General features: G+C 59.7%; 22 protein-coding genes, 1 pseudogene and 1 riboswitch. Of the genes and pseudogenes, 12 read left to right on the top strand and 11 right to left on the bottom strand.

All coding sequences use genetic code 11. The annotated features are described in order from the left end of the window. Positions 1-16: 16 nt before the first annotated feature. The gene (locus C7U61_RS13505) at positions 17-778 is read left to right on the top strand and encodes a phosphatase PAP2 family protein (protein WP_106998557.1); all 762 of its coding nucleotides are present in this window, start codon (positions 17-19) and stop codon (positions 776-778) included. A gap of 18 nt (positions 779-796) precedes the next feature. Here the strand turns inward: C7U61_RS13505 and C7U61_RS13510 are convergent, their stop codons facing one another. Further along, a complete protein-coding gene (locus tag C7U61_RS13510; protein WP_106998558.1) occupies positions 797-1,183 on the bottom strand; it encodes a response regulator in 387 nt (128 codons plus the stop codon). 229 nt (positions 1,184-1,412) lie between these two features. On the opposite strand from C7U61_RS13510, the gene C7U61_RS13515 reads away from it, so the two are divergent. Then, positions 1,413-3,092, top strand: a complete 1,680-nt coding sequence (locus C7U61_RS13515; protein ID WP_106998559.1) for a phosphoethanolamine--lipid A transferase — start codon at positions 1,413-1,415, stop codon at positions 3,090-3,092. Positions 3,093-3,152: 60 nt separating this feature from the next. On the opposite strand, the gene C7U61_RS13520 is transcribed toward C7U61_RS13515, so the two are convergent. Next, on the bottom strand, positions 3,153-3,530 hold the full coding sequence (locus C7U61_RS13520; RefSeq protein WP_106998560.1) for a cupin domain-containing protein: 378 nt from the start codon (positions 3,528-3,530) through the stop codon (positions 3,153-3,155). A 202-nt stretch (positions 3,531-3,732) separates the two neighbouring features. Between C7U61_RS13520 and C7U61_RS13525 the strand changes: the two genes are divergently transcribed. The 5 genes from C7U61_RS13525 to C7U61_RS13545 all read left to right on the top strand — a co-directional run bounded on the left by C7U61_RS13525 (position 3,733) and on the right by C7U61_RS13545 (position 7,606). Then, a complete protein-coding gene (locus tag C7U61_RS13525; RefSeq protein WP_106998561.1) occupies positions 3,733-4,770 on the top strand; it encodes an LLM class flavin-dependent oxidoreductase in 1,038 nt (345 codons plus the stop codon). 147 nt (positions 4,771-4,917) lie between these two features. Next, entirely contained in the window at positions 4,918-5,817 is a 900-nt protein-coding gene (locus C7U61_RS13530; RefSeq protein ID WP_106998562.1) for a MurR/RpiR family transcriptional regulator, read from the top strand. A gap of 128 nt (positions 5,818-5,945) precedes the next feature. Beyond that, positions 5,946-6,692, top strand: a complete 747-nt coding sequence (locus tag C7U61_RS13535) for a COG4280 domain-containing protein (protein ID WP_106998563.1) — start codon at positions 5,946-5,948, stop codon at positions 6,690-6,692. Beyond that, positions 6,689-6,895, top strand: a complete 207-nt coding sequence (locus tag C7U61_RS13540) for a hypothetical protein (RefSeq protein WP_069612804.1) — start codon at positions 6,689-6,691, stop codon at positions 6,893-6,895. Before C7U61_RS13535 ends, C7U61_RS13540 begins: the two co-directional genes overlap by 4 nt. A gap of 129 nt (positions 6,896-7,024) precedes the next feature. Next, entirely contained in the window at positions 7,025-7,606 is a 582-nt protein-coding gene (locus C7U61_RS13545; RefSeq protein ID WP_106998564.1) for a histidine phosphatase family protein, read from the top strand. Positions 7,607-7,691: 85 nt separating this feature from the next. Here C7U61_RS13545 and C7U61_RS13550 read toward each other — a convergent pair whose 3' ends face one another. Next, entirely contained in the window at positions 7,692-8,627 is a 936-nt protein-coding gene (locus C7U61_RS13550; RefSeq protein ID WP_106998565.1) for a phytanoyl-CoA dioxygenase family protein, read from the bottom strand. Positions 8,628-8,761: 134 nt separating this feature from the next. Between C7U61_RS13550 and C7U61_RS13555 the strand changes: the two are divergent. Then, positions 8,762-9,624 (top strand): annotated as a pseudogene (locus tag C7U61_RS13555) (AraC family transcriptional regulator). Here C7U61_RS13555 and C7U61_RS13560 read toward each other — a convergent pair. Then, complete coding sequence (locus C7U61_RS13560; RefSeq protein ID WP_106998566.1) at positions 9,614-11,041, bottom strand: PLP-dependent aminotransferase family protein; 1,428 nt, start codon at positions 11,039-11,041, stop codon at positions 9,614-9,616. The pseudogene C7U61_RS13555 and the gene C7U61_RS13560 sit on opposite strands and share 11 nt — an antisense overlap. A 94-nt stretch (positions 11,042-11,135) precedes the next feature. Here C7U61_RS13560 and C7U61_RS13565 point away from each other — a divergent pair, with 94 nt between their 5' ends. Further along, complete coding sequence (locus C7U61_RS13565) at positions 11,136-11,819, top strand: pyridoxamine 5'-phosphate oxidase family protein (protein WP_106998567.1); 684 nt, start codon at positions 11,136-11,138, stop codon at positions 11,817-11,819. A 29-nt stretch (positions 11,820-11,848) separates the two neighbouring features. Continuing rightward, on the top strand, positions 11,849-12,511 hold the full coding sequence (locus C7U61_RS13570) for a GNAT family protein (protein WP_106998568.1): 663 nt from the start codon (positions 11,849-11,851) through the stop codon (positions 12,509-12,511). A gap of 24 nt (positions 12,512-12,535) precedes the next feature. On the opposite strand, the gene aac(6') is transcribed toward C7U61_RS13570, so the two are convergent. Further along, positions 12,536-12,976, bottom strand: coding sequence for an aminoglycoside 6'-N-acetyltransferase (gene aac(6') / locus C7U61_RS13575; protein WP_106998569.1), 441 nt, complete (start codon positions 12,974-12,976; stop codon positions 12,536-12,538). Positions 12,977-13,106: 130 nt separating this feature from the next. Here aac(6') and C7U61_RS13580 point away from each other — a divergent pair, with 130 nt between their 5' ends. Both C7U61_RS13580 and C7U61_RS13585 read left to right on the top strand, forming a co-directional pair. Then, positions 13,107-14,102, top strand: coding sequence for a sterol desaturase family protein (locus tag C7U61_RS13580; RefSeq protein WP_106998570.1), 996 nt, complete (start codon positions 13,107-13,109; stop codon positions 14,100-14,102). Positions 14,103-14,325: 223 nt separating this feature from the next. Beyond that, a complete protein-coding gene (locus tag C7U61_RS13585) occupies positions 14,326-17,649 on the top strand; it encodes a thiamine pyrophosphate-dependent enzyme (protein WP_106998571.1) in 3,324 nt (1,107 codons plus the stop codon). Positions 17,650-17,797: 148 nt separating this feature from the next. Here C7U61_RS13585 and C7U61_RS13590 read toward each other — a convergent pair whose 3' ends face one another. The 6 genes from C7U61_RS13590 to C7U61_RS13615 all read right to left on the bottom strand — a co-directional run bounded on the left by C7U61_RS13590 (position 17,798) and on the right by C7U61_RS13615 (position 22,900). Next, on the bottom strand, positions 17,798-18,643 hold the full coding sequence (locus tag C7U61_RS13590; protein WP_106998572.1) for an aspartyl/asparaginyl beta-hydroxylase domain-containing protein: 846 nt from the start codon (positions 18,641-18,643) through the stop codon (positions 17,798-17,800). 297 nt (positions 18,644-18,940) lie between these two features. Then, a complete protein-coding gene (gene crcB, locus C7U61_RS13595) occupies positions 18,941-19,333 on the bottom strand; it encodes a fluoride efflux transporter CrcB (protein ID WP_106998573.1) in 393 nt (130 codons plus the stop codon). 204 nt (positions 19,334-19,537) lie between these two features. Beyond that, positions 19,538-19,626: riboswitch (Fluoride riboswitch) on the bottom strand. Positions 19,627-19,688: 62 nt separating this feature from the next. Then, positions 19,689-20,516, bottom strand: a complete 828-nt coding sequence (locus C7U61_RS13600) for a methyltransferase domain-containing protein (protein WP_106998574.1) — start codon at positions 20,514-20,516, stop codon at positions 19,689-19,691. A gap of 41 nt (positions 20,517-20,557) precedes the next feature. After that, complete coding sequence (locus C7U61_RS13605) at positions 20,558-21,601, bottom strand: Gfo/Idh/MocA family oxidoreductase (RefSeq protein WP_106998575.1); 1,044 nt, start codon at positions 21,599-21,601, stop codon at positions 20,558-20,560. Between the two features lie 8 nt (positions 21,602-21,609). Continuing rightward, on the bottom strand, positions 21,610-22,395 hold the full coding sequence (locus C7U61_RS13610; RefSeq protein ID WP_106998576.1) for a ThuA domain-containing protein: 786 nt from the start codon (positions 22,393-22,395) through the stop codon (positions 21,610-21,612). A 163-nt stretch (positions 22,396-22,558) separates the two neighbouring features. Then, positions 22,559-22,900 carry an SMR family transporter gene (locus tag C7U61_RS13615; RefSeq protein ID WP_106998577.1) on the bottom strand — a complete coding sequence of 114 codons (342 nt, stop codon included), beginning with the start codon at positions 22,898-22,900 and terminating at the stop codon, positions 22,559-22,561. Positions 22,901-22,905: the final 5 nt, after the last annotated feature.

Genomic DNA, 22,905 nt, shown 5'->3' on the forward strand with positions numbered 1-22,905 from the left:
GCGGCCGGCCTTTTAGATGTACGACAACTCCATTGCCTATACGAAACGGAACGCGCCGGTAAGCAGATACTTCTTTGTGTTTCTCGCATTGTTCGCGCTTTGGTGGGCGCTGCTGTTTGTCTTCTATCGATTTCCAGGCATCGATCTCGCTGTTGCAAAAAACGTCTTCACGGCGGAGCCGTGCACATCGGCCACCCCTATCGGTAACGTCTGCGGTAGCTTTACGCTCGCCAAGAACCCTCTCCTCAAGATCGTGCGAGAGGTGACGCTCGCCCTGCCATACACTGCCATTCTTGTCCTATTCGCCGCCCTGATTGCATCCTGGTACAAATACGGTGAAGGATGGCGGACATTGAAAACGGACCGGTACATCGCCGCACTGATATCGCTTGGCGTCGGCTGCGGCCTTATCGTGAACGCGCTCCTAAAAGCCTATGGCGGCAGGCCGCGACCACGCAGCACTGATCTCTTCGGCGGCTCGCTGGATTTCGTTCAGGCAGGTTCGTTTGCCGGCCGATGTCTTGCAAACTGCTCCTTCGTGTCGGGCGAGGCATCGTCTGGCGGCTGGCTACTTTGTCTTGTGTTGCTGCTGCCACCGCGCCTGCGCTTCCCGGTAGGTATTCCGCTCGCCGTCATCTCGATCACGATGCCGGTCATGCGCGTGATGACCGGAGCCCATTACCTCTCGGACGCAGTGCTCGGCTGGCTATTGTCTCTGGTGGTCTTTGCCGCGGCCATGGCGACGATCGACTTCCTGCGATCGGGAATGCGGCCCTGATCCTGAAGCTGGCCCTGTTCACCCGGCATTGCGCATGCGGATCAGGCGGCCGCGTTTTGCTGCCTTGCGGACACGGACCGCCATTTCGCTCAGCGCAAAAGGCTTCACAAGATAATCGACGGCACCGATATCCATGGCCGTCATCTGATCCGACAGCTGATCATAGGCCGACATGACGATGATTGGGGTGGTATCTCCGCGCGCTTCCATGAGCTTTAGCAGATCGAGCCCGCTGCCATCGGGCAATCGAAGATCGAGAAGCATCACGTCATGAGCTTCGGCCGTAACGGCGAGCTTGGCGGATTCCAGATCCATGAACCAGTCGACCGCCCAGCCGTCCGCAGTCAGATGATCCTGCACGGCATTACCTATGAGTGTGTTGTCCTCGACCAATAGAAGCCGCACGATTGCATCCCCGATTGCAATCGGGAACCTATGAGACGTATTTCTGACGACAACCTGAACTTTCGATATGACACCGGCAAAAAGGAAGGATGACGGGAGTTTGCGCCGAAATAGCTCCGCGCAGCAAATCGCCGTTCAGGTAAATGTCAGGATTGATCACCATGGTGGCCAGCTTTAGCCGCTAAAGCACACCTGCAGCGATGGGTTTTTCTGCGTTTACCGCCAGCCCATGCCTCGGAGACGATCATTGACCAACGAAAAAGCAGCACCTGGCCGACAAAAGTTCAGGCCAGCAGTCGGCAGCGTTACGCTATGCTTCGTAGCGACGCTTTATGTACTTCTTGTGACAAACAGGATGTTCTGGACCAAGGCTTACGGCTATTTCACCGCCGAGCCGGCAGCCTTTGCCGCCTTCGTCATCGGTATCTCTGCGGCGATCATGGCGCTGTTCACGTTCTTCTCCGCCAAATACGTGACGAAACCAGTCCTTATCTTCTTCATTCTGGTGGCTTCGATATCTTCCTGGTTCAACGACCAGTTCGGCGTCATTATCGACAAGGAAATGATCCGCAATGCCGCCGTTTCGACCGGCGCGGAAAGCGGCCATCTGATCACGGCGCGCTTCATCACCTATGTTTTGCTGACAGGCGTCTTGCCGTCCCTGGTCATCGTATGGATTCGGATCGTCCATCGTCCGATCCTTAAGAAGCTCGCCTCCAATACGGCGGTCATCCTCGCCTGTTCGGCGATCTTCGTCGTCGCTGGAACGACTTACTACAAGACCTATGCCGGCGTCGGCCGCGCTCACCGAGATATGATGGATACGCTCAATCCCGTGATGCCGATCACCAGCGCGGTGCGCTACGTCATCGATACGCAAAGGAACGCAAACGTCGTGGCACAGCCACTCGGCACGGATGCGCACAGGGTCGGCGCCGTCGACAACGGCAAGCCGCGCGTGACGATCATTGTTGCCGGAGAGACGGCGCGTGCGCAGAACTTCTCGCTTGGCGGCTACGCCAAGATGACCAATCCGGAGTTGGCAAAGCGCAACGTCGTCTATTTCCCGAATACGAGCAGCTGCGGTACCGCGACGGCCACCTCCATACCCTGCCTCTTCTCGGTCTACACGCGCGAACAATATAGCCACCGCAAGGGTCTGGAGACGGAAAACCTGCTCGATGTGCTCACCCATGCCAAGGTCGATGTGACTTGGCTCGACAACGACACCGGCAGCTACGATGTCACCAATCGCGTTTCCTACACCTTTCTGCCGCACTCCGCCGATCCGCGCTTCTGCCAGGATGGCGAATGCAAGGACGAGATCCTGGTCGACAAGGTCGACGACTGGCTGGACAAGGTGAAGGGCGATAGCGTGCTGGTGCTGCACCAGCTCGGCAGTCACGGCCCCGCCTACTATCAGCGCTACCCGGAAGAATTCCGGCGGTTCCAGCCGGACTGCCGCTCCAACGACTTTAGCTCCTGCTCGCAGGAGGAAATCACCAACGCCTATGACAATACGATCCTCTATACGGATCATATCGTCGCCATGGTCATCGACAAGCTGAAGCAGCGCTCGAACTCGATATCCGGCTCCGTGCTCTATTTCTCCGACCACGGCGAATCGCTCGGCGAAAACGGCATCTATCTGCACGGCACGCCCTATATCATCGCCCCTTCACAGCAGACGCATGTGCCGATGCTGGTGTGGATGGCCGACGATCTTGCCAAGGCGGCCGGTTTCGACATGGCCTGCCTTGCAAAACGCGCGGCCGACGGCACCTACTCTCACGACAACATCTTCCACAGCGTTCTTGGCATGATGGACGTCTCGACGAAGGTCTATGATCCGAGCCTCGACGTGTTCGCCGCCTGCCGCACGCCATCGAACAAGCTGGCATTGAAATGATAGGCTGGACGACGTCCGGCGGCCTCCTTTTTAACGAGGTCGCCGGACATCGGGCTTCACTCAAAGACGCTTCGGCTCGCGGATCGTCCGCTCATTTTCGACATTGCCGGTATTGAGCGTCGTATTGCGTTCGAACAGTAGAACTTCACAGGTCGGTTCGGCGACCGGACAATGTTCCACTCCATGCGGAACGATGATGTATTCGCCAGGGCCGAGGACAACGTCGCCGCCGTTTTCCTCGCGCAGCTTCATGCGCAGCGTGCCTTTGATGACCAGGAACAGCTCATCCTCCTCTTCATGATGGTGCCAGTGGAAGGCACCCTCCAGCTTCGTGAGCTTGACCTGGAAATCGTTGATGTCGCCGCCGACGCGCGGACTCCATGTTTCATCGAAGGCTGCAAAGGCTTTGGTGAGATTAACCTTTTTCAGTGCGACCATATGTTTCCTCCTTGCGCGTCCAAACAGCTGACGCCGCCGCCACCAATATTGGCATCAGCAGAACCGAAGACAACGCCGGCCACCGCATTCGCATATCGAATTCTTCGAAGATTTCAGCCGAAACTTTCCGGGTAGTGGATGGCCGGAAGTGACACTACATGCTGTCTCAACATTATCATTTCGACACATGGCAGGAAAAATCATGACGACAAACAATGTCGAATTCGGCCTGGATACCTTCGGCGACGTGACCTTTGACGACAGCGGCGCGCCGTTGCCGCATGCGCAGGTCCTTCGCAATGTCGTCGAGGAAGGCGTCCTTGCCGACCGGCTTGGAATAGACTTCTTCGGCATCGGCGAGCATCACCGCGAGGATTTCGCGGTCTCCTCGCCCGAGACGATCCTGGCCGCCATCGCCAGCCGTACATCAAAAATCCATCTGGGATCGGCCGTAACCGTGCTGAGTTCGGATGATCCAATCCGCGTGTTCCAGCGCTTCTCCAGCCTGAACGCGGTTTCGAACGGTCGCGCCGAAGTCATTCTTGGCCGCGGCTCGTTTACCGAGTCCTTCCCGCTGTTCGGCTTCGAGCTGTCGCAGTACGAGCAGCTTTTCGAGGAAAAGCTGGATCTGTTCGCGGCCCTGCTCAAGAACGAGCCGGTTAACTGGCAGGGGAGCATCCGCCCGCCGCTGCGCAATCAAAAGGTCTTCCCGACCATCGAGAGCGGTCAGCTGAAGACCTGGATCGGCGTCGGCGGCAGCCCGGAATCGGTGGTGCGCGCCGCTCACTATGATCTCCCGCTGATGCTGGCGATCATCGGCGGCAGCCCCTATCGCTTCCAGCCCTATGTCGACCTCTATCACCGCGCCTTCGAGCAGCTCGGCAAGCCCGTGCAGCCGATCGGCATCCATTCGCCGGGCTATATCGCCGAGACGGACGAACAGGCCCGCGAGGAATTATGGCCCTGCTTCAAGGCGATGCGCGACCGCATCGGCCGCGAGCGTGGCTGGCCACCCATGACGCGCGCCGAGTTCGACAATGAGATCGAAAAGGGCTCGCTCTATGTCGGCTCGCCGGAAACAGTCGCCGCCAAGCTTGCCCCCGTCATCAAGACCCTCGGCATCGACCGCTTCCAGCTGAAGTATAGCGCCGGTGCGCTTGGCCATGAGAAGATGATGCGATGCATCGAACTCTATGGACAGAAAGTGATCCCAGCGGTGCGCGCCGCACTAGCGGCATAATCGCGGCCGGATATTCCTTCGGGCTTTTCGATCAAGTCAGCGGGCGCTTCGCGGCACGGCGAAGCGCCCCTTGTTTTGCGCTGTCATTCTTTTGCAGTAAATGCTACAGATAATGGAAATGGTAGCATTTACTACGTAAAGATCTCCATGGCAGACAAGATGCAGAAATCTCGCATCTTCGAAGATCGCGTTCGCGGTGTGATCGAGACGCTCGCGCCCGCAGAGCAGCGCGTCGCCCGCTTCTTCGTCGATCAGAAGCAGGCGGCGCTCTTGAATTCGGCTGCCGAAATCGCGCAGCTCGCCGGCGCCAGCGACGCGACGGTCGTCCGCACCGCCCGTGCCCTCGGCTTCGAAAACCTGTCGACGCTGCGCGTCGCCCTGCTTGAGGAACTGACCGGAGCGCCATCCCCCGGAACGCGGATGCAACGCACGCTGGCTGAAACCGGCAACCAGGCCAGCGATGCGCTTCACCACGTCATCGGCATGCACGAGCAGGCTTTGGACGTTCTACGGCGCGAGGAATTCGCCGCAAGCTTCGAACGCTGCGTCGATCGTCTCGCAAACGCGGCTCGGCGTCATGTCTTCGGTATCGGCCCTTCGGGCGCGGTCGCGGACTATGCCAGCCTGCAGTTCAACCGCATCGGCCTGCCGACCAATGCACTCTCGGCTTCCGGCATCGCGCTTGCCGATCGACTGCTCTGGATCGGCAAGGGTGACGTGGTGCTGATGATCGCCTATGCGCCGCTCTACCGCGAAGTGGAAGTGCTGATCGAGCAGGCAGGCAAGCACGAGGTGCCGGTTATCCTGATCAGCGATGATCTCGGCCTCTCGCTTGATGGCAAGGTGGCGGAAGTCCTGCCCGTTCCGCGCGGCAATGCCGGCCATCTCGCCATGCATGCGGGCACCATGGTGCTGATCGAATCCCTGATCGTCGCCCTCGCCGCCAAGAGGAAAGACGCCGCCATCGACAGCCTTGATCGGCTCAGCCGGCTGCGCGGCGCCATCGACAAGACATGGAGCAAGCGCGGCACGAGGAAACGCAAATGAACGATGCAAAGCGCAGCGCGCATCATATCAGCACCTGCCCTGGCGTAAGCTCATCCAGGACATGAAGAACAATCGCCCGGAAATACCATTTACATTCAATGCCCTAATCGCCATTCGGGAATCAATTCATGAACAGCCTCACACCCATTCTCTCCACCGTGACGGCATCGTTCCTCGGCTCTTTTGTCGAGGTCGTGGAGGCCTTCACCATCGTCCTTGCCGTCGGCGTCACGCGAAGCTGGCGGCCGGCACTCACCGGTGCCGCGCTTGCGCTTGCGGTACTGGCAGCTCTCGTTCTCATCTTCGGGCCGCTACTGGCGCTGATACCGATCGAAATCCTGCAATTCGTCGTCGGCGTTCTCCTCATCCTGTTCGGGATGCGCTGGCTGCGCAAAGCCATTCTGCGCTCGCTCGGCGTTATCGCCCTGCATGACGAGGAAGCAGCCTTTTCGAAAGAGACCGCGGCATTACAGGCTCAATCGTCCGACCGCCGTGCCGATTATCTCGCCGGCCTTGCCGCCTTCAAGGCGGTACTGCTCGAAGGTGTCGAAGTGGTGTTCATCGTCATCGCAGTCGGCGGCGCGCATGGCCTGACACACTATGCCGGCCTCGGCGCGCTTGCCGCCTTCGTGCTGGTCATGCTGATCGGACTGCTGGTCCATCGCCCGCTCGCCACCGTCCCGGAAAATACCCTCAAATTCGTCGTGGGCCTCATGCTCACCAGCTTCGGCATCTTCTGGACCGGCGAAGGCATCGGCGCACACTGGCCGGGAGAGGACCTCGCCTTGATCGCCATCTTCGCGATCGTCTCGCTCGCCTCCTACGCCATCATCCGCGGCTTGCGCGGCAACCAAACAGCAAAGGCGGCCCAATGACTGTCCTGCGTATCGCCCTGTCCGAACTCATCGGCATGTTCATCGACGATGGTAGCCTCGCCACGCTCTGCCTCATCCTCATCCTCGTGATTGCCGGCGCGGTGGAGTTTCTCGCCATGCCGCCGCTCGCAGGCGGGATTCTGCTATTGGTGGGCTGCCTCGCCATCCTGCTCTACAGCGTCCGTCGCGCCGTGAAACGGTGAGATTCACGACCCTCTGCAAGAGGTTGAATTTGCGAGGGTTGTCGCGACACGTATCCAACAGCCTTAACTCTCGACAGAAGCTTTCGCAGATGCGAAGAATTTCGCACGGCAAATGCAAGGAGAAACGGCATGAGCAGCGCCTATCCCGAAGTCTATCTGGTACGCCACGGACAGACGGAGTGGAGCCTCTCAGGCAGACACACCGGCCGGACCGATATTCCCCTGACCGCTGCCGGAGAGGATGCCGCCCGCAAACTTGCCGGCCGCCTGCTCGTTATCGATTTCGCCGCCGTCTGGTCCAGCCCGTCGCAGCGGGCCCAAAACACCTGCGCCCTGGCCGGCTTCGGTGATCGGCGCGTCGTCAAAGAGGATCTGGCGGAATGGGACTACGGCGCCTATGAGGGCATCACCACCAAGGCGATCCTGGCTGAACGCCCCGGCTGGCAGGTCTTTCGCGACGGCTGCCCGAATGGAGAGACAGCGGCCGATGTCGGCGCCCGCGCCGACCGGATCATCAGCGAACTTCGCGGCATCGATGGCTCCGTCCTGATCTTTTCCAGCGCCCATTTCCTGCGGGTCCTCGCCGCCCGCTGGGTCGGCCTGCCGCCGGAAGGCGGTGCGCATCTGGTTCTCGATACCACCAGCATCAGCGTGCTCGGCTACGAACATGATCTGACCGAACCGGTCATCCGCCGCTGGAATGAGACCTGACGGCCGCGCATTTACCATCACATCTGTTTAAGAATTTCGAGCGACCATGGCCGCTCGATGTCTTCGGGAGCGTGCTTTCAACCGTTTACCAGGCCTTGAGGCCCAGCAGCTTTTCACCGAGCGGCGTCAGTTCGGCCGTCGTCGCATTGTGCTTTTCCCATTCGCGGGGATCGCCGGGAAAGGCGTCGCGCTTCGGAGAATCCAGCTCCCTCCACAGGCGGATACGTTCCTCGCGTTCGGCGACATTGTCGTACTCGGCTGGATGCATGGAGATATATTGCGCCATGCGAACGCGGTTGTCCGAATGGTTGGGACGGACGCCATGCGCCAGCAGCGAATTGAAGATCATGAGATCGCCCGGCTCCATGTCGATGTTGACGACCGAGAGACCCGTCATGTCGGGGTGCATCGGATCGCGATCCGCCGGCTGCGTCTTTTCCCATTCTTCGAAATGCTCGAAGAGTTCCGGCACGCACTGGAATCCACCGACATCGCCATCCTGCTTCTTGAGGCTGAGCACACCCTGCACGCCGATCGGCAGAGGCCGGACCGAGGTATCGACATCCCAATGGATGAATCCGTCCGGATTGCCCTTCACCTTCTTCGGCGGATTGAGATTGGCGCGATCGATGGTCACCCAGAGGTCCTCGCGATCCCATATATCGACGAAGACATCGTAGATCCGCTTTTCCATGCGGTTGTCCCAGAGATATTGGTGATTGTAGATCTCCACCATGCCGGTGTTGTTGAGCTCCTTCATCTTGTGCTCGCGCCGCTGCGGCGCATACCAGGTGGAGGAATCGTTCGGATCCTTCTCGTCAAAACGCCACAAGAGATCGACAAGCCGCTCGACATTGACAGCCGGCACAGCCTGCCGCACGATAACATAACCCTTCGTGATCCAATGCTGCCAATCGTCCTTCGACAGGACCCTGAGCGGCAATGTCTTCTGGATATCCTTCAATTGCGTCGTGACCGCGGATGCGGTCTGGTGCGCGTCTCGTTTCAAGGCAGGCTGCATAAGTTTCCTCCATCTTGGCTACCCCTTTTGATTTCGGGTGACAGAAAACTTGTGGCGCCGAAGCTCGCGCTCATGTTGCCTGGCTCTGGCCAATTCTGATACTATTCTGGCTTCAATCGTGTTATGGACGCCCCATGAGGCCCTATCTCGAAGTCCTGCCCCGTTCGCCGGAGGCATCCTGGAGCATGCTGAACCGCAGGCTTGACGACTGCATCCCCTTCCAATGGCATCACCATCCGGAATTCGAACTGACGCTGACGCTGAACTCCATCGGCCAGCGCTTCATCGGCGATCACAGCGGCGACTATGAAGACGGCGATCTCGTTCTCGTCGGCCCCAATCTGCCGCACAGCTGGGTTTCACGCGCCAAGATCGAGGAAGAAAAGCCGCATATCGCCCTGGTGCTCTGGTTCAACCGCGAATGGCTCTTGCAGATAACGGGCGGTGCCGTCGAATTCCGGTCGATGGAAGCGATGCTGCAGCGTGGTGACAAAGGCCTGCGTTTTTCGCAGACGACCTCGACCGCCGTCCGCCTGCCTTCGAAACCGTTTTCGAAAAGCCGCCTGTCGAGCGTCTCTTATCGTTGCTCGACATTCTGGTGAGGATTGCGGAAGACCGGCAGGCAACGCCGCTCGCCAGCGCGCCGGCGCAAGCACCGGATTTCAAGGAAAGCCGCGAGCGCATCGACCGCGTTCTCACGCACTTGCATCTTCACTATGCCCGTACGATCAGTCTCGATGAGCTGGCGGATATAGCAGCCCTCAGTGTATCCGGCCTGCATCGCATGTTTCGTCGCCATACCGCCGGGACGATATCGGAGTACCTCATGCGCATCCGCATCGGTGATGCCTGCGCTCGCCTCTCTTCCACCGATCAGGCGATTCATCACATCAGCGATGCCGTGGGCTATAGTTCACTTGCCAATTTCAACAGGCAGTTCAAGGCACTCAAAGGCATGACGCCACGCGAATACAGGGCGATGTTTCTCAGGCGTTGACGGGCAACGTCGCAAGCAGCCTGGCAATCCTTGCAGCCGCAGCATCCGCAGCCTGAGCTTCCATGCGGGCGATACCAAGCAGCAGCCCGGGTCGGGCAGGTCCAAGATATAGTGCCGATATCGGCCGCACCGCGAAACCATTGGAGTTGATTGCACGCGCGACGGCGACATCATCGGTCTTTCCGTCGCGGAACCAGCTTGCCAGTTGCAGCCCGCCGCCACCGGCTCCGACCTCCAGCCAATTGCCACAGTGACGATTGAGCGCTTCGACGGTCGCCGCCATGCGCTCGGCATAAATGCCGTTCATGTGCCGCAGATGTGCACGGAACCGTCCCTCCCGCATGAAGTCGGCCAGAGCGGCCTGAATGTGAACGGGCACGATGGTGCCCCTCAGCCGCTGCGCGGCCTCGATCGCTGCCACCAGCCTGGATGGCACAACGGCATAGGCAACACGCAAACCAGGCGCGAGCGTTTTCGAGAAAGTGCCGACATAGACAACCACTTCGCTGCGATCGATGCCCTGCAAGGCGGCGATCGGCCGCGAAGCATATTGGAACTCGCTGTCGTAATCGTCTTCCAGCACGATCGCGCCATCGGCGCGGGCAACTTCGAGCAAGGCGAGACGGCGCTGCAGGCTCATGGTGACGCCTGTCGGATATTGATGCGACGGCGTAACATAGATCAGCCGCGGTGACGGCCCGGCGCCCTGGGCCACATCGAGACCTTCGGCATCGCAAGGCACCGGCACGAGCCTGGCACCCGCCATCCGCAGGATCGCCTGTGCGGTGGCATAGCCGGGATCCTCCATCCAGACGAGGTCGCTAGCCGGATCGCCTGGATGGATCAGCACGCTCGCGAGAAGGCCGAGCGCTGCGCCGGTGGACGGTACGATCACCACCTGTTCGGGCCGGGCGATGACGCCGCGTGTCGCAGCGATATGGTCGAGGATGGCATCGCGCAGTTCGCGGATGCCGGCATGATCGCTATAGCCGAGGTCGTGAACCCGCAAAGAGCGGCCGCGAGCACCGAGACAACGCGCCCATGCGGCATGCGGAAAGGCGGAAACGTCCGGCAGGCCGGGTTCGAACAATCCTCCGGTCTTGAATTCGGTCATGCGCGGCTGGTTCGGCAGCGGCGTAGCAGTCTGCCCCGGCAAGGGGACCGATGGAAAGGCCGCGACACGCGTTGCGGCGCCGGCCGCCGATTGCAGGTAACCCTCCGCCTTCAGGCGATCATAGGCATTGATGATGGTCGATCGCGCGACACCGAGCGCGAGTGCCATTGTCCGTGTGGACGGCACGCGCTGTCCTGCCGGCATCTGTCCATGCAGGATGCGATCGCGCATCAGGCGATAGACTTGCCCTTCCAGATCACCCGAAATCCTGTCGAGTGCCGGCCATTGCGCAACCGATGCCATGAAACCTCAACTGGTCTGTCAGAAATCAAGAAACTGGCTGTTTATAGCCTACCTCTTTGCTGCCAGAGATCAACGCTCAATCGACGAGGACGACATGGCCGATCTCTATCCGCCCGATACCAAGACCTATCCCACAACGGAGCGCACCCGGGTCCGGCGCAGCCCGAAGCGCGGCAGTCACGCCCATGCCGATGTCCACGCCATTTTGGACGCCGCCCCGCTCTGCCATGTCGGTTATGTCATCGACGGCGCGCCCTATGTGACGCCGACCCTGCATTGGCGCGAGGGCGATTACGTCTATTGGCATGGATCATCCGCCAGCCGCTTTCTGCGCGCCGCGGAGGACATGCCCGTCTGCCTGACCTGCAGCATCATGGACGGCTATGTGATGGCCCGTTCCGCCTTCAATCACTCGGTCAACTATCGCTCGGCCATGGTCTTCGGTACGGCCCGGCTGGTCGATGATCCCGACGAAAAGACCCATGCGCTGCGCCGCCTGATCGAAGACCTGTTTCCAGGCCGCTGGGATAGTCTCAGACCGATGACCCAGCAGGAGGTCAAGGCGACCTCGGTCATGCGGATGAAAATCGACGAGGCTTCGGCCAAGATCCGCAATGGACCGCCAGGCGATATGGACGAGGCGGATCATCCCGTATGGGCTGGCGTCCTGCCCATCGAAAGCCGTCTGGTATCGCCGCAGCCCGCTCCCGGCTTGCCCAACGGAGTGGAACTGCCACAATCCCTTGCAGACCTGATACAATCCGGCCGGCTCCGCTAGATTATATTTGATGACCAAAGGACTTTGACATGGATCTCACGAACTGGAAGGGTGCCCCTCGCCCCGAGCGAATTACCCTTGAAGGCCGCTACGCCCGGATCGAGCCGCTCGACGCGACCCGTCATGGCAACGATCTTCTTGCCTCGGCCCGCGCACCCGGCGCGGAAGATCGCTTTCGTTATCTTTTTGAGGATGCGCCGGCCGATCGCGCCGCCTTTTCGCCCTGGCTCGAGAAAGCGGCTTCCAGCACCGATCCGCTGTTCTTCGCGACAATCGACAAGCGTACGGGACGCGCCGAAGGGCGGCAGGCATTGATGCGCATCGACAGCACGCATGGCGTCATCGAGATCGGCAGCATCCTGTGGGGACCTTCCATTGCCCGCAGCCGCGTGACGACCGAGACGCTCTATCTGTTCGCATCCTATGTCTTCGACACGCTCGGCTATCGCCGTTTCGAATGGAAGTGCAACAATCTCAATGAACCGTCGAAGCGGGCGGCCGAACGCTTCGGCTTCCTTTTCGAAGGCATTTTCCGACAGCATATGGTCGCCAAGGGCCAGAATCGCGATACCGCCTGGTTTGCCATGATCGATGCCGACTGGCCGCGTCTGAAGGCCGGCTACGAGCGCTGGCTGAGCCCGGAGAACTTCGACGAGGCCGGCCACCAGAAGACCAAGCTGAGCTTCGGCTAGGCCGGATATTCCCGGCAGCTCCGTCTATAGGAGCTTCCGAAAATAGACGACGCGCTCGGTTTCGTCGAAACCGAGCGCGTCATGGAAGGCGTGGCTCGCAAGATTGTCGATCAGCGCATCCGAGGCAAATTCCGTGCAGCCGGCGGCCCGCCCCCAGGCGGCGACGGCCTGGCAAAGCGCCCCCGCTACCCCCTCCCGCCTATTTTCCAGCCGCACATAGATGCCCTCCAGGAACAGGACCGGCGAGGTCTCGCAGCCATTGACGTAATCGTGCCGCAATGTCGCTTCGGCAAAACCGACGACATGACCGACAGAATCGATCGCAACAAACGCAGTACCATTTTCATCGGCGCGAAATTGCGCCAGTTCCGCCTGATGATGTTCGAGCGAACTATCGGGCCAAAGTTCGGCGCGCAACCGCGCCCACGCCTCCAGATGTTCAGTTGCCGCCTGCTCTATGCGCATGTCTTGATCTCCTGTCCAACTGCCTCTTGCCGGCCAACGGAAAAATTTCGCTTTCGACTCCACAATCATCGCGCTACATATCGCGCATATTCATGCGCTATTTCGCCGATCAGAATCTGAGGTTGATGGAATGACATTTCAAAGCAGTTCGCGTCTTTACGCTGCTGTTTCCTCCCTGCTGTGGCCTGGCATCCTCTGCGGGGGACTAGCGGGAGGCTATTTCGCCTTCCAGTCGGATATGCATCTTCTTTGGTTCAATGTCGTCTATCTTTCGGCGGTAGCCATCATTGCCCTCTTCGAGCGGCTGATGCCCTACGAGAAGACTTGGCAGAAGCGCGATGGCGAGACCTTCAACGATATCGCACACACGCTGCTGAACAAAGGCGGCGTGCAGATCGCCGCTGCGATCGGCACGTCCTTCCCGATGGCCGTCGCAACGGTCGCGCAACCGGCGCTGAGCTACCATTCGCATTTCTGGCCCAATCAATGGCCGATGGCCTTGCAGGTGGTGCTCGGCCTCGTGATTGCCGAGTTCGGTCTTTATATGGCGCATCGCCTGGCGCATGAGCATCTGTCGCTGTGGCGCTTCCATGCACTGCATCACAGCGTCGAGCGTCTCTGGGTCATCAATACTGGCCGCTTTCACGTCATCGATACGCTGTTCAAGATCGCGCTCGGTCAGATACCGCTTTATCTCCTTGGTGCGCCGTTGCCGGTTTTCCTCTGGATCGGCGCGGTCACGGCCTTCATCGGCCTCTTGACCCATTGCAATGTCGATATGCGCACTGGTCCGCTCGACCTCATATTCTCCACTCCCCGCCTGCACCGCTGGCATCATTCCAAGATTCTGGCCGAGGGAAATACGAATTACGGGGAAAACCTCGTGATCTGGGACCAGCTTCTCGGCACCTTCTATAACCCGCCGCGTCCATCCTCGACTGATATCGGCATCACCGGCAAGGTCGCCAAGGGCTTCCTCGCGCAGCTCGTTCAACCCTTCTCGAAGAAGGGCCGCAAGGAGATCATGGGCAAGAAGCCGAAGGAGTTGATCCTGCAGGAAGAACAGGCCGCAAAGGCCGCTGTGGCAAGGCGGAGCGGCAGCATCACGATCCGCAAATCCGGCTAAAATCGGTTCGAAAAATGCGCCAATCTTATCACCCGGACCGGGTGCATTTATCAATGTATGCCTGTGGATAGAAACATCGCGAAAAATTGCTGCCCGGCAATTCACGTATTTCGGTTTCAAACCGGGAAGATATTGTCATCTAACGTGTATTGAAAAAGGTAGTCCAGGGGTCTACCTAGGTCCCTGCAGTTGATTTAGACGAAAGATCAGGAAAATCATTGAGATGGAAGGGAGGTTTGCCACAGAATACCTTAAGCAACTTCACAGAATATTTTTCGTTTCCAGAGAAATAGATCGCCTTGAGCGAGAGTTCATCAAGCAAGGCATAGCACATTTTCATGTTTCCGGCGCCGGCCACGAGTCCACGGCGCTGCTCAACGAATTCCTTCAGGACGACGACTGGCTGCATCTGCATTATCGCGACAAAGCCCTGATGCTGGCGCGCGGCATGCCCATTCGTGAGTTCTTCTCCAGCCTGCTCGCAACAGCCAATTCGCATTCCGCCGGCCGTCAGATGAGCGCGCATCTTTCCTCCCGCGCCCTCAACATCACATCGATCGTCGGACCGGTCGGCAACAATGCTCTGCATGCCGTCGGCGTCGCGGCGTCCTTGAAGCACAAGCCGGGCCTGCCGATCGCCATCTGTTGCGTCGGCGACGGTACCACGCAGCAGGGCGAATTCCTCGAAGCCGTCGCCGAAGCCGTGCGCAGCCAGTATCCGGTCGTCTTCGTCATCGAGGACAACAGCTTCTCCATCTCGACGCGTACGGGCAAGCAGACCTTCTTCGACCTGCCGGCTGGCCCCGCCTCCTCTTTCTACGGCATCGATATCATCCGCACGGACGGCGACGATCTCACCGCATCGCGCGACGCCTTTCGAAAAGCCGTCCGCCATAGCCGCAACAACCGCACCCCAAGCATCGTGCTTCTGAACGTCGAGCGCCTATCCGATCATACTAACGCCGACGATCAGAAGACCTATCGCACCCTGCTGGAAATCGAGGCCGGCTCCTCGCGCGACCCGCTGCCGAACCTGCGGGCAATGCTCCATAAGGCCGGTGTCGACGCCGATGCGCTGCAGAAGATCGAACAGGAACTGATTGCGGAAGTGCAGGCGGAAGCCGCCCTTGCCCGCAAGGAAGACGCACCGACGGTCGAGCCGGAAGCCAAGGCTCCCTACCCCGCTTCCTTCGATAAGAAGGCAGAATATCGCGGCAACGAGAAAGCATCGAAGCTGACGATGCGCGAGGCGCTGAATGTCGTTCTCGACAAGCAGCTGGCCGCCAATCCCGACGTCGTCCTGTTCGGCCAGGATATAGAGGATCCGAAGGGCGACGTTTTTGGTGTGACGCGCGGCCTCAGCACCAAATATCCCGACCGCGTGCGCAACGCCGCACTCACCGAATCGACGATCGTCGGCACGGCCGTCGGCCGCGCGCTGGCCGGCCAGCGCCCCGTCGCCTTCCTGCAGTTCGCCGATTTCCTGCCGCTTGCCTATAACCAGATCGTCTCTGAAATGGGCAGCATGTTCTGGCGCAGCAATGGCGCCTGGGAAGCGCCCGTCATCCTGATGGTGAGCTGCGGCGGCTACAAGCCCGGCCTCGGCCCGTTCCATGCCCAGAGCTTCGAAGGGATGCTGGCACATACGCCCGGCATCGACGTCGTCATGCCCTCCAGCGCCGGCGATGCCGCCGGCCTGCTGAATGCCGCCTTCGAGTCGCGACGCCCGACGGTCTTCCTCTATCCGAAGGCCGTGCTCAACAATTCCGACGGCCGCACCTCCGAGGATATCGACAGGCATTTCGTCCATCCCGGCCTGTCGCGCCATGTTACCCGCGGCCGCGATATCACGCTCGTCAGCTACGGCAACACCGTTTCGCTCTGCGCCAATGCCGCAAGCGCCTTCGAGGCTCAGGGCTTCTCCGTCGAGGTGATCGATCTGCGCTCGATCTCCCCCTGGGACGAGAAGGAAGTGCTGGCGAGCGCACGGCGAACCCGCCGCCTGATCGTCGTCCACGAAGATAACCGCACCGTCGGCATGGGCGCGGAAATCATTGCCACCGTCACCGAAAAGACCGATGTGCCTGTTGTCGTGCGCCGGCTTGCCCGCTCGGACGCCCACATTCCCTTCAACTTCCGCAATCAGCTCGAAACGCTGCCCTCTTATCGCAAGCTGGTCGATCTCATGGCCGAAGTGCTTGAATGCGAGGTCACCTGGCAGGAAGAAGATGACAGCGGTCCGACGGCGGCGATCAAGGCGATCGGCTCCGGTCCCGCCGACGAAAACGTCCTCGTGACGGATCTGCTCGTCAAGCCCGGCGACAAGATCGAGGTCGGCCAGCTCGTTGCCGTCGTTGAAGCGACGAAAGCCTCCGTCGAAATCTGCGCCAATATCGGCGGCGTCGTGCAGGAGGTCTTCGCCAAGGTCGGCGACCAGATCGCCACCGACAGCCCGCTTCTGACCGTCGATGCCAACCGCGATCTCAGCGAACAGAATTTCGCCCTCGCCTCCGAAATCCAGAACAAATTCGTGCTGCGGCGCCTGAAGTCGCATGTGATCCAGACGCTGCGCCGTCATACTGGCAGCTTTTCGGAAATAGCCATCAACGGCATCGGATTTGCAACCGGCGCCCGCCGCGTCACCAACGAAGAGATCATCCACAATTGGCCGAACCGCCGCGCCGACGAAATCCTCGCGCTGACGGGCATCAAGAGCCGCTTCTGGGTCGGACCAGAGGAAGGCACGCTGAGTCTTGCCACCAAGGCGGCGCGCGATCTTCTCAAGCAGAACCAGATGTCGATCCACGATATCGATCTGGTGATCGCCGCCACCGGCACGCCCGATATCGCCACGCCGTCGCTCGCAAGCCGCGTCGCGGTTGCCGTCGCCGAGGATGGCGTTCGGCCGTCGCTCGCCGCCTATGACATGGGCGCGGCCTGCTCCGGCTATCTCTATGCGCTGCAGCAGGCCTATGATTTCATTGCACAGCAGAACGACGCCAAGGTGCTGATCATCACCTCGGAAGTCCTATCGCCGCTGCTCGACATGAACGATTTCTCCACGGCAATCCTCTTCGGCGATGCCGCCACGGCCAGCCTCGTGACCAGCCGCGACATGGCGCGCAACCCGCTCTTTACCGCGAGCCGCCCGATCGTCAGCGGCCGGCCGGAGCCGGGGGATCTGCTCTATGTTCCGCTTCCTGATGATGGCGTCATCGCGATGAATGGCCGCTCGGTCTTCACCGAAGCCGTACATTCGATGACCCGATCGATCGAAAACGCCTGCGTCGATGCCGGCATCGAGCTTGCAAATCTCGATCTCCTGGTGCCGCACCAGGCCAACCAGCGCATCATCGATACGATCGCCAAGCGCAGCGGCCGCCCTGCCCTCAGCGTCATCGAGACCTATGGCAACACCAGCTCGTCAAGCATTCCGCTTGCCATGCTGCATGTCGCCAGCGAACGCTCCGAGCCGCTGAACCTTGGCCTGGTAGCCTTCGGCGGCGGCATGACGGCGGGCGCTGCCATCGTACGGACCGTAAAGTAGTCGCGGTTCCGTTCTGCGGGTATCCTCGCGTCGAGAATGACGAATGCCACATCGTCAATTTGCGCACTTCAGCGGCTGCGCATGACCAATAAACAAAACCCCGAGCTCCTCAGGGAGTCGGGGTTTTGAAGCTGAACAGTCGATGTGATCAGCGCTTCGGACGGTTTCTGAACGCCTCTGCTTCGGCGTAGAACTTCTTTTCCCATTCCTTGTGATTGTCGAGACCTTCCTTGATGAAAGGCGTGAAGATCGCCAGGTTCATCAAAGCCCAGTTGACGAAACGAGCCGGGAATTTCAGCGGCTTGACAAAGTCGACGAAGAGGACCACGCGGGTCTTGTCGGTATGGTTCCAGGCTTCGTGCTCATAGGCGTCGTCGAAGATCAGCGCCTTGCCTTCCTGCCAATGACAAACCTGCTTGTCGACGCGGATGGCAAGCTTGTCATTCGGCTCCGGCACGATGAGGCCGAGATGCAGGCGAAGCACGCCATTATAGGGGCCGCGATGCGCAGGAAGATGTTTGCCCGGCTCGAAAATCGAGAACATCGCCGTCGTCAGGCCGGGGATCTTCTGCACGGCCGCCCAGGTGTTCGGGCACGCCTTGATGTTCTGTTCGGATTTCACGCCGAAACCGAGCAGGAAGAAGGTCTTCCAGCGGGTGTCGGTGGAGATGGTCTTCACGTCGGTGGAGATGTCCTGGAACGTCGGCAGTTCGCTCTGGCGCAATAGTACCTTCTCAAGCTCGGCCCGAATGGCTGGAAAATCCTTTTCGATCTCGGCCGCCCAGGGGAAAGTCGCGGTGTCATAGACCGGCGGGTTGCCAAGTTTGGCATATTTCAGATTGAGGCTTTCAGCCCAGGCGACGATGCCCATGAAAAAGCGCGTCATCGCGCTGGGACGGTCCATCGGCGCGATGCCAGCGGTGCCGAAAGTCTGTTCCGGAGCGGGAGATTGGTTGGAAGTGGGAGCAGGTGCGCTCAAGGGACTCTCCGTCATGTCTGTTTTTAAGGGGCTGCCTAGGAGGAAGTATTGGCCCGGGAGGAATCTGCATGGAAATCCCGAAGGCAACAGGCACAAAGCTTTGAGATATTTGCCTATCCCTTCCTGATTGACGCCCGACTCCTTTGTTATGCGGTAATTACGATAGCCGATTATATGAGTTGATTAGTCGATTTTCGCAAGAGAATCCGTTCGCGACGAGCGGTGGTTGGTCGTGCAAGGAATCTCCAGAGATTCTCAAGAGGGATTCACCTCGGAATCGGCAAAAATGCGGCGAAATCTGCCGACCTCCAATCACTGCGCAGTTTGAGCCTGAATTATTAGCCGGACAATTGCAAGTCCTCCCATCAGAGCCCCGATCGACAGGAAAACCGACAGGCCGACATAAGCGATGGCCGGCGTCCATTGGCCGCGCTGCCAAAGCGCAACGCTCTCCAGCGCGAAGGTCGAAAACGTCGTGAATCCGCCTAGAACGCCTGTAGTCAGAAACAATCGCATCTCCTGCGACATACCGCCGCGAAAGGCGAAATATTCCGTCAGCAGTCCCATGATAAAGGCTCCGAGGATATTAATGATGAGCGTACCGAATGGAAATTCGACCCCGAGCAGTCGGGCAACGAGCTCGTTGATACCGAGGCGGAACGCGCCGCCCAGTCCGGCCCCCAGAAAAACAATAAGATAGATCACGGCAATCTCCCGCTGTGTTTATTGGTCATCATCCGCAACATTCCCGATCGAAAGACCCGAATTGGCGGCGTCGCGATATCGGCTATCGCAAATGCCGGCGCCAAAATCCGCCCGCCCACAGACCGGTTGAGGCGGTGACTACGAAAACTGAATGGAGCAACGGCAAGATAACAGGCACGACTCTACTCCTTCGCCTTTCAGGCGTGTTGAGTAGGAGTCATCAGCTTCCCTGGAAAAATCAGAGCAGCGGTTCGGCCACCATGGCCCGGCAGAAATCCATTACCGTCGTATTTTCCATACCGAAACAGGCCCGCCGCTGTCAATGCGCCACAGCTGAGGTGCCGCATACTTCCCGTCACATCGCGCGGGCCATCATTTCGATCGGCGCAAGCAGGCCGGCTTCGACCGACGCGTTGACGTTGCTGCTGCGCTCGCCGGCCCGCGGCCCCATCAGCGTACGGAACCCCTGATTTCGCGCCCCACCCGCCGCAGCCTTGGCGCGCGCCTCATGTGCCAGCCGGATCGCGAGGGCGCTGCGGTCCTGCTCCAGTTCCACAGCAAAACCGGCTTCCTCAAGTAAACGGCGGTAAACATCGGGGCTGCACACGAAGCTCGTCTCGAGCTCCATCGCCCAAGGCATCGGAAAGGGGAGTGTGCCGTCGCGCATCTGCATGATTTCATAGAGGCCGAAACGGCCGCCCGGCTTGAGAATGCGCCTGATCTCCGCAAATAGTCTCGCCTTGTCCTCTATGTTCATGCCAACGTGAATGAGCGTCGCCCGATCGAAACTGCCGCTCTCGAAGGGCAGCGCCAAAGCGCTCCCCTGCCGGAAAGAGACTTGGTCCGCCAGACCGCAGCGAGCCGTCAGCGAATTGGCGACCTGAACGAATTCCTCGGTGAGATCGATTCCCGAAACGACGCATCCATAGGAATCCGCAAAATGGCGGGCGGGCCCGCCTAGCCCGGAGCCGATATCCGCGAGCCGCAAGCCGGCGGAAAGATCGAGATCTCTCGCGAAATCCACCGTGGCCGCATGACGCCCCAGATGGAACTCATCGATATCAGCCAGATCGCGGATGCGAAGATTGTCGACATCCTTGCCGTCGGCCGCAAGGCTTTGCAGGATCGCCGCTTCCAGCGATCCATGCGTGTAGTGGCTGGCCACTTTTTCCTCGGTAGACATGCGTGCACTCCCAAGGTTTGGCCCGAAAGCTGGCGATGATATCAGACCTTCAGTTCGCGCCGTTCAACTTCCGTCACCATGGCAAGATCCAGCACTCGCTGCAAGTTGGCGGCATGGCGAAAGCTCGGATCCTGGCTGCTGCCGGTCATGACAGCTTCGGCAAAGCGCTGGTAGTTGGTCGGCACCGGAGGCACTTCGAGCACACGCCACGTCGCCGTTTCCGTGTCGTCGCCCAGGCAACCGCGCAGTTCGGAACCGTTCGGGCTGTGCGACACTTCCAGGCCGCCGCGCTCGCCATAGATGCGCAGCTTCAGCTCATTCAAGTGCCCCGTTGCCCAGCGGCTCGCATGCACGACGCCGAGCGCGCCATTGGCGAAATCGACCGACATCGAGAAGCTGTCATTCGCATCGAGCGTATATTCGCCGATCCGCTCGCCGGGCGCCTTGGCGAAGGTCTTGAGACGAGCGAAGACATGATCGATATCCGTTGCGGCCCCATAGGCGGCGAAATCGCAGATATGGATGCCGATATCGCCAAGAACGCCGTTCGAGCCATGTCCGGTCGACAGTCGCCACAGCCACTTCGACTCGCTGCGCCAGTCGCCCCAGGCTTTCGAGACGAGCCAGCTCTGCAGATAGGACGCCTCCACATGCTTGACCGTGCCGATCTCGCCTGAAATCACCATCTCGCGTGCCTTCTGCAACTGCGCGACATTGCGATAGGTCAGGTTGACCATGTTGACGACCCCTGCCCTTTCGGCAGCCTCCGTCATCTCGAGTGCCTTTTCGTAATTCTCCGCAAGCGGCTTCTCGCAGAGAACGTGCTTGCCGGCGGCAAGCAGCGGCAGGGTCGTCGGATGGTGCGCCTTGTCCGGCGTGACGTTGGTCGCCGCATCGAACTCACCCCAGGCCAGCGCCTCGTCGAGCGACGAAAAGCGCTTCTTGATATCGAACGTATCGCAGAAGGCGGTGAGCCTCGTCGCATCCGTATCGACGGCACCGGCGATTTCGACGCCGGGAATGCGGGCGAAATGCTCCACATGGTTCTTCGCCATGCCGCCCGTGCCTACTACTATAAGACGCATATGATACCTCAGCGATAACCGGCTTCGCCGGCCTGGTGCAGTTTCGGGCCGCGTTCGACGATCGGCTCCAACGCCTTTTCGACCGGCACGTTCGGCGCATCATGGATGCTGGCCTGAGTGCCGAGCGGGTTATGGGCCCATTTCACGGAATTGATCAGAACCTTCTGAATTGTACCGTTGTGATAGGTCGGATAGGTCTCGTGGCCCGGACGGAAATAGAAGATATTGCCGGCGCCGCGGCGCCAGGTCATGCCCGAACGGAAGACTTCGCCACCCTGGAACCATGAGATGAACACGGTTTCCAGCGGCTCCGGAACGGAGAACTGCTCACCGTACATTTCTTCGTTCTCGAGCTCGAAGTGCTCGCCGAGGCCGGCGGCGATCGGGTGGCGGGGATTGATGACCCAGAGGCGCTCACGCTCACCGGCTTCGCGCCACTTCAGCGCGCAGGGCGTACCCATCAGGCGCTTGAAGACCTTTGAGAAATGACCCGAATGCAGGACGATGAGGCCCATGCCTTCCCACACCCGCTTCGCCACGCGCTCGACGACCTCGTCCTTGACGGCGCCATGGTCCTTGTGCCCCCACCACAGAAGGACGTCGGTATCCTTCAGACGCGCTTCGCTGAGGCCGTGCTCCGGCTCCTGCAACGTTGCCGTAGTCGCCTGGATGCCGACATCGGCATTCAGTGCCTTGGCGATGGTGTTGTGCATGCCGTCCGGATAGATGCCGGCGACGACTTTATTTGTTTGCTCATGAATGTTCTCGCCCCAAACGACGGCACGAATAGTCATTACGGCACTCCTCTGATACCATTTGAATTGAATAGGTTATGCGATTCAAAGCGCTTTGGGAAAGCGCCGTATTTCAAGCCTTCATCAGCCCATTCGCCCATGACATAACGGGTTCAAAGCGATTTGACAAAGGCAAAAGGAGCCACGAACAACACCTCTGTTTTCAGTGCGACACGGATTTTGAAAAGAGGTTGACGACAAGCACTCCGGCGATGATCAACGCGAGACCGAGGATCGCGGCAAGATCGAGTTTCTGCCGGAAAAGCACCACCCCCACCACGGAAATCAGCACGATTCCAAGCGCGCTCCAGATGGCATAGGCGATGCCCACCGGGATGACCCGCAACGTTATCGAAAGACAATAGAACGCCGCCGCATAGCAGACCACCAGAACGACTGTGGGACCGAGGCGGGTGAATTGCTGCGACATCTGCAATGCCGTCGTGCCGATCACTTCAAGCACGATCGCAACCAGCAGCATTGCATAGACCGATGCGTTCGCCATGGTTT

The sequence above is a fragment of the Rhizobium sp. JAB6 genome (assembly GCF_003024605.1).
In the GTDB taxonomy this organism is placed as follows: domain Bacteria; phylum Pseudomonadota; class Alphaproteobacteria; order Rhizobiales; family Rhizobiaceae; genus Rhizobium.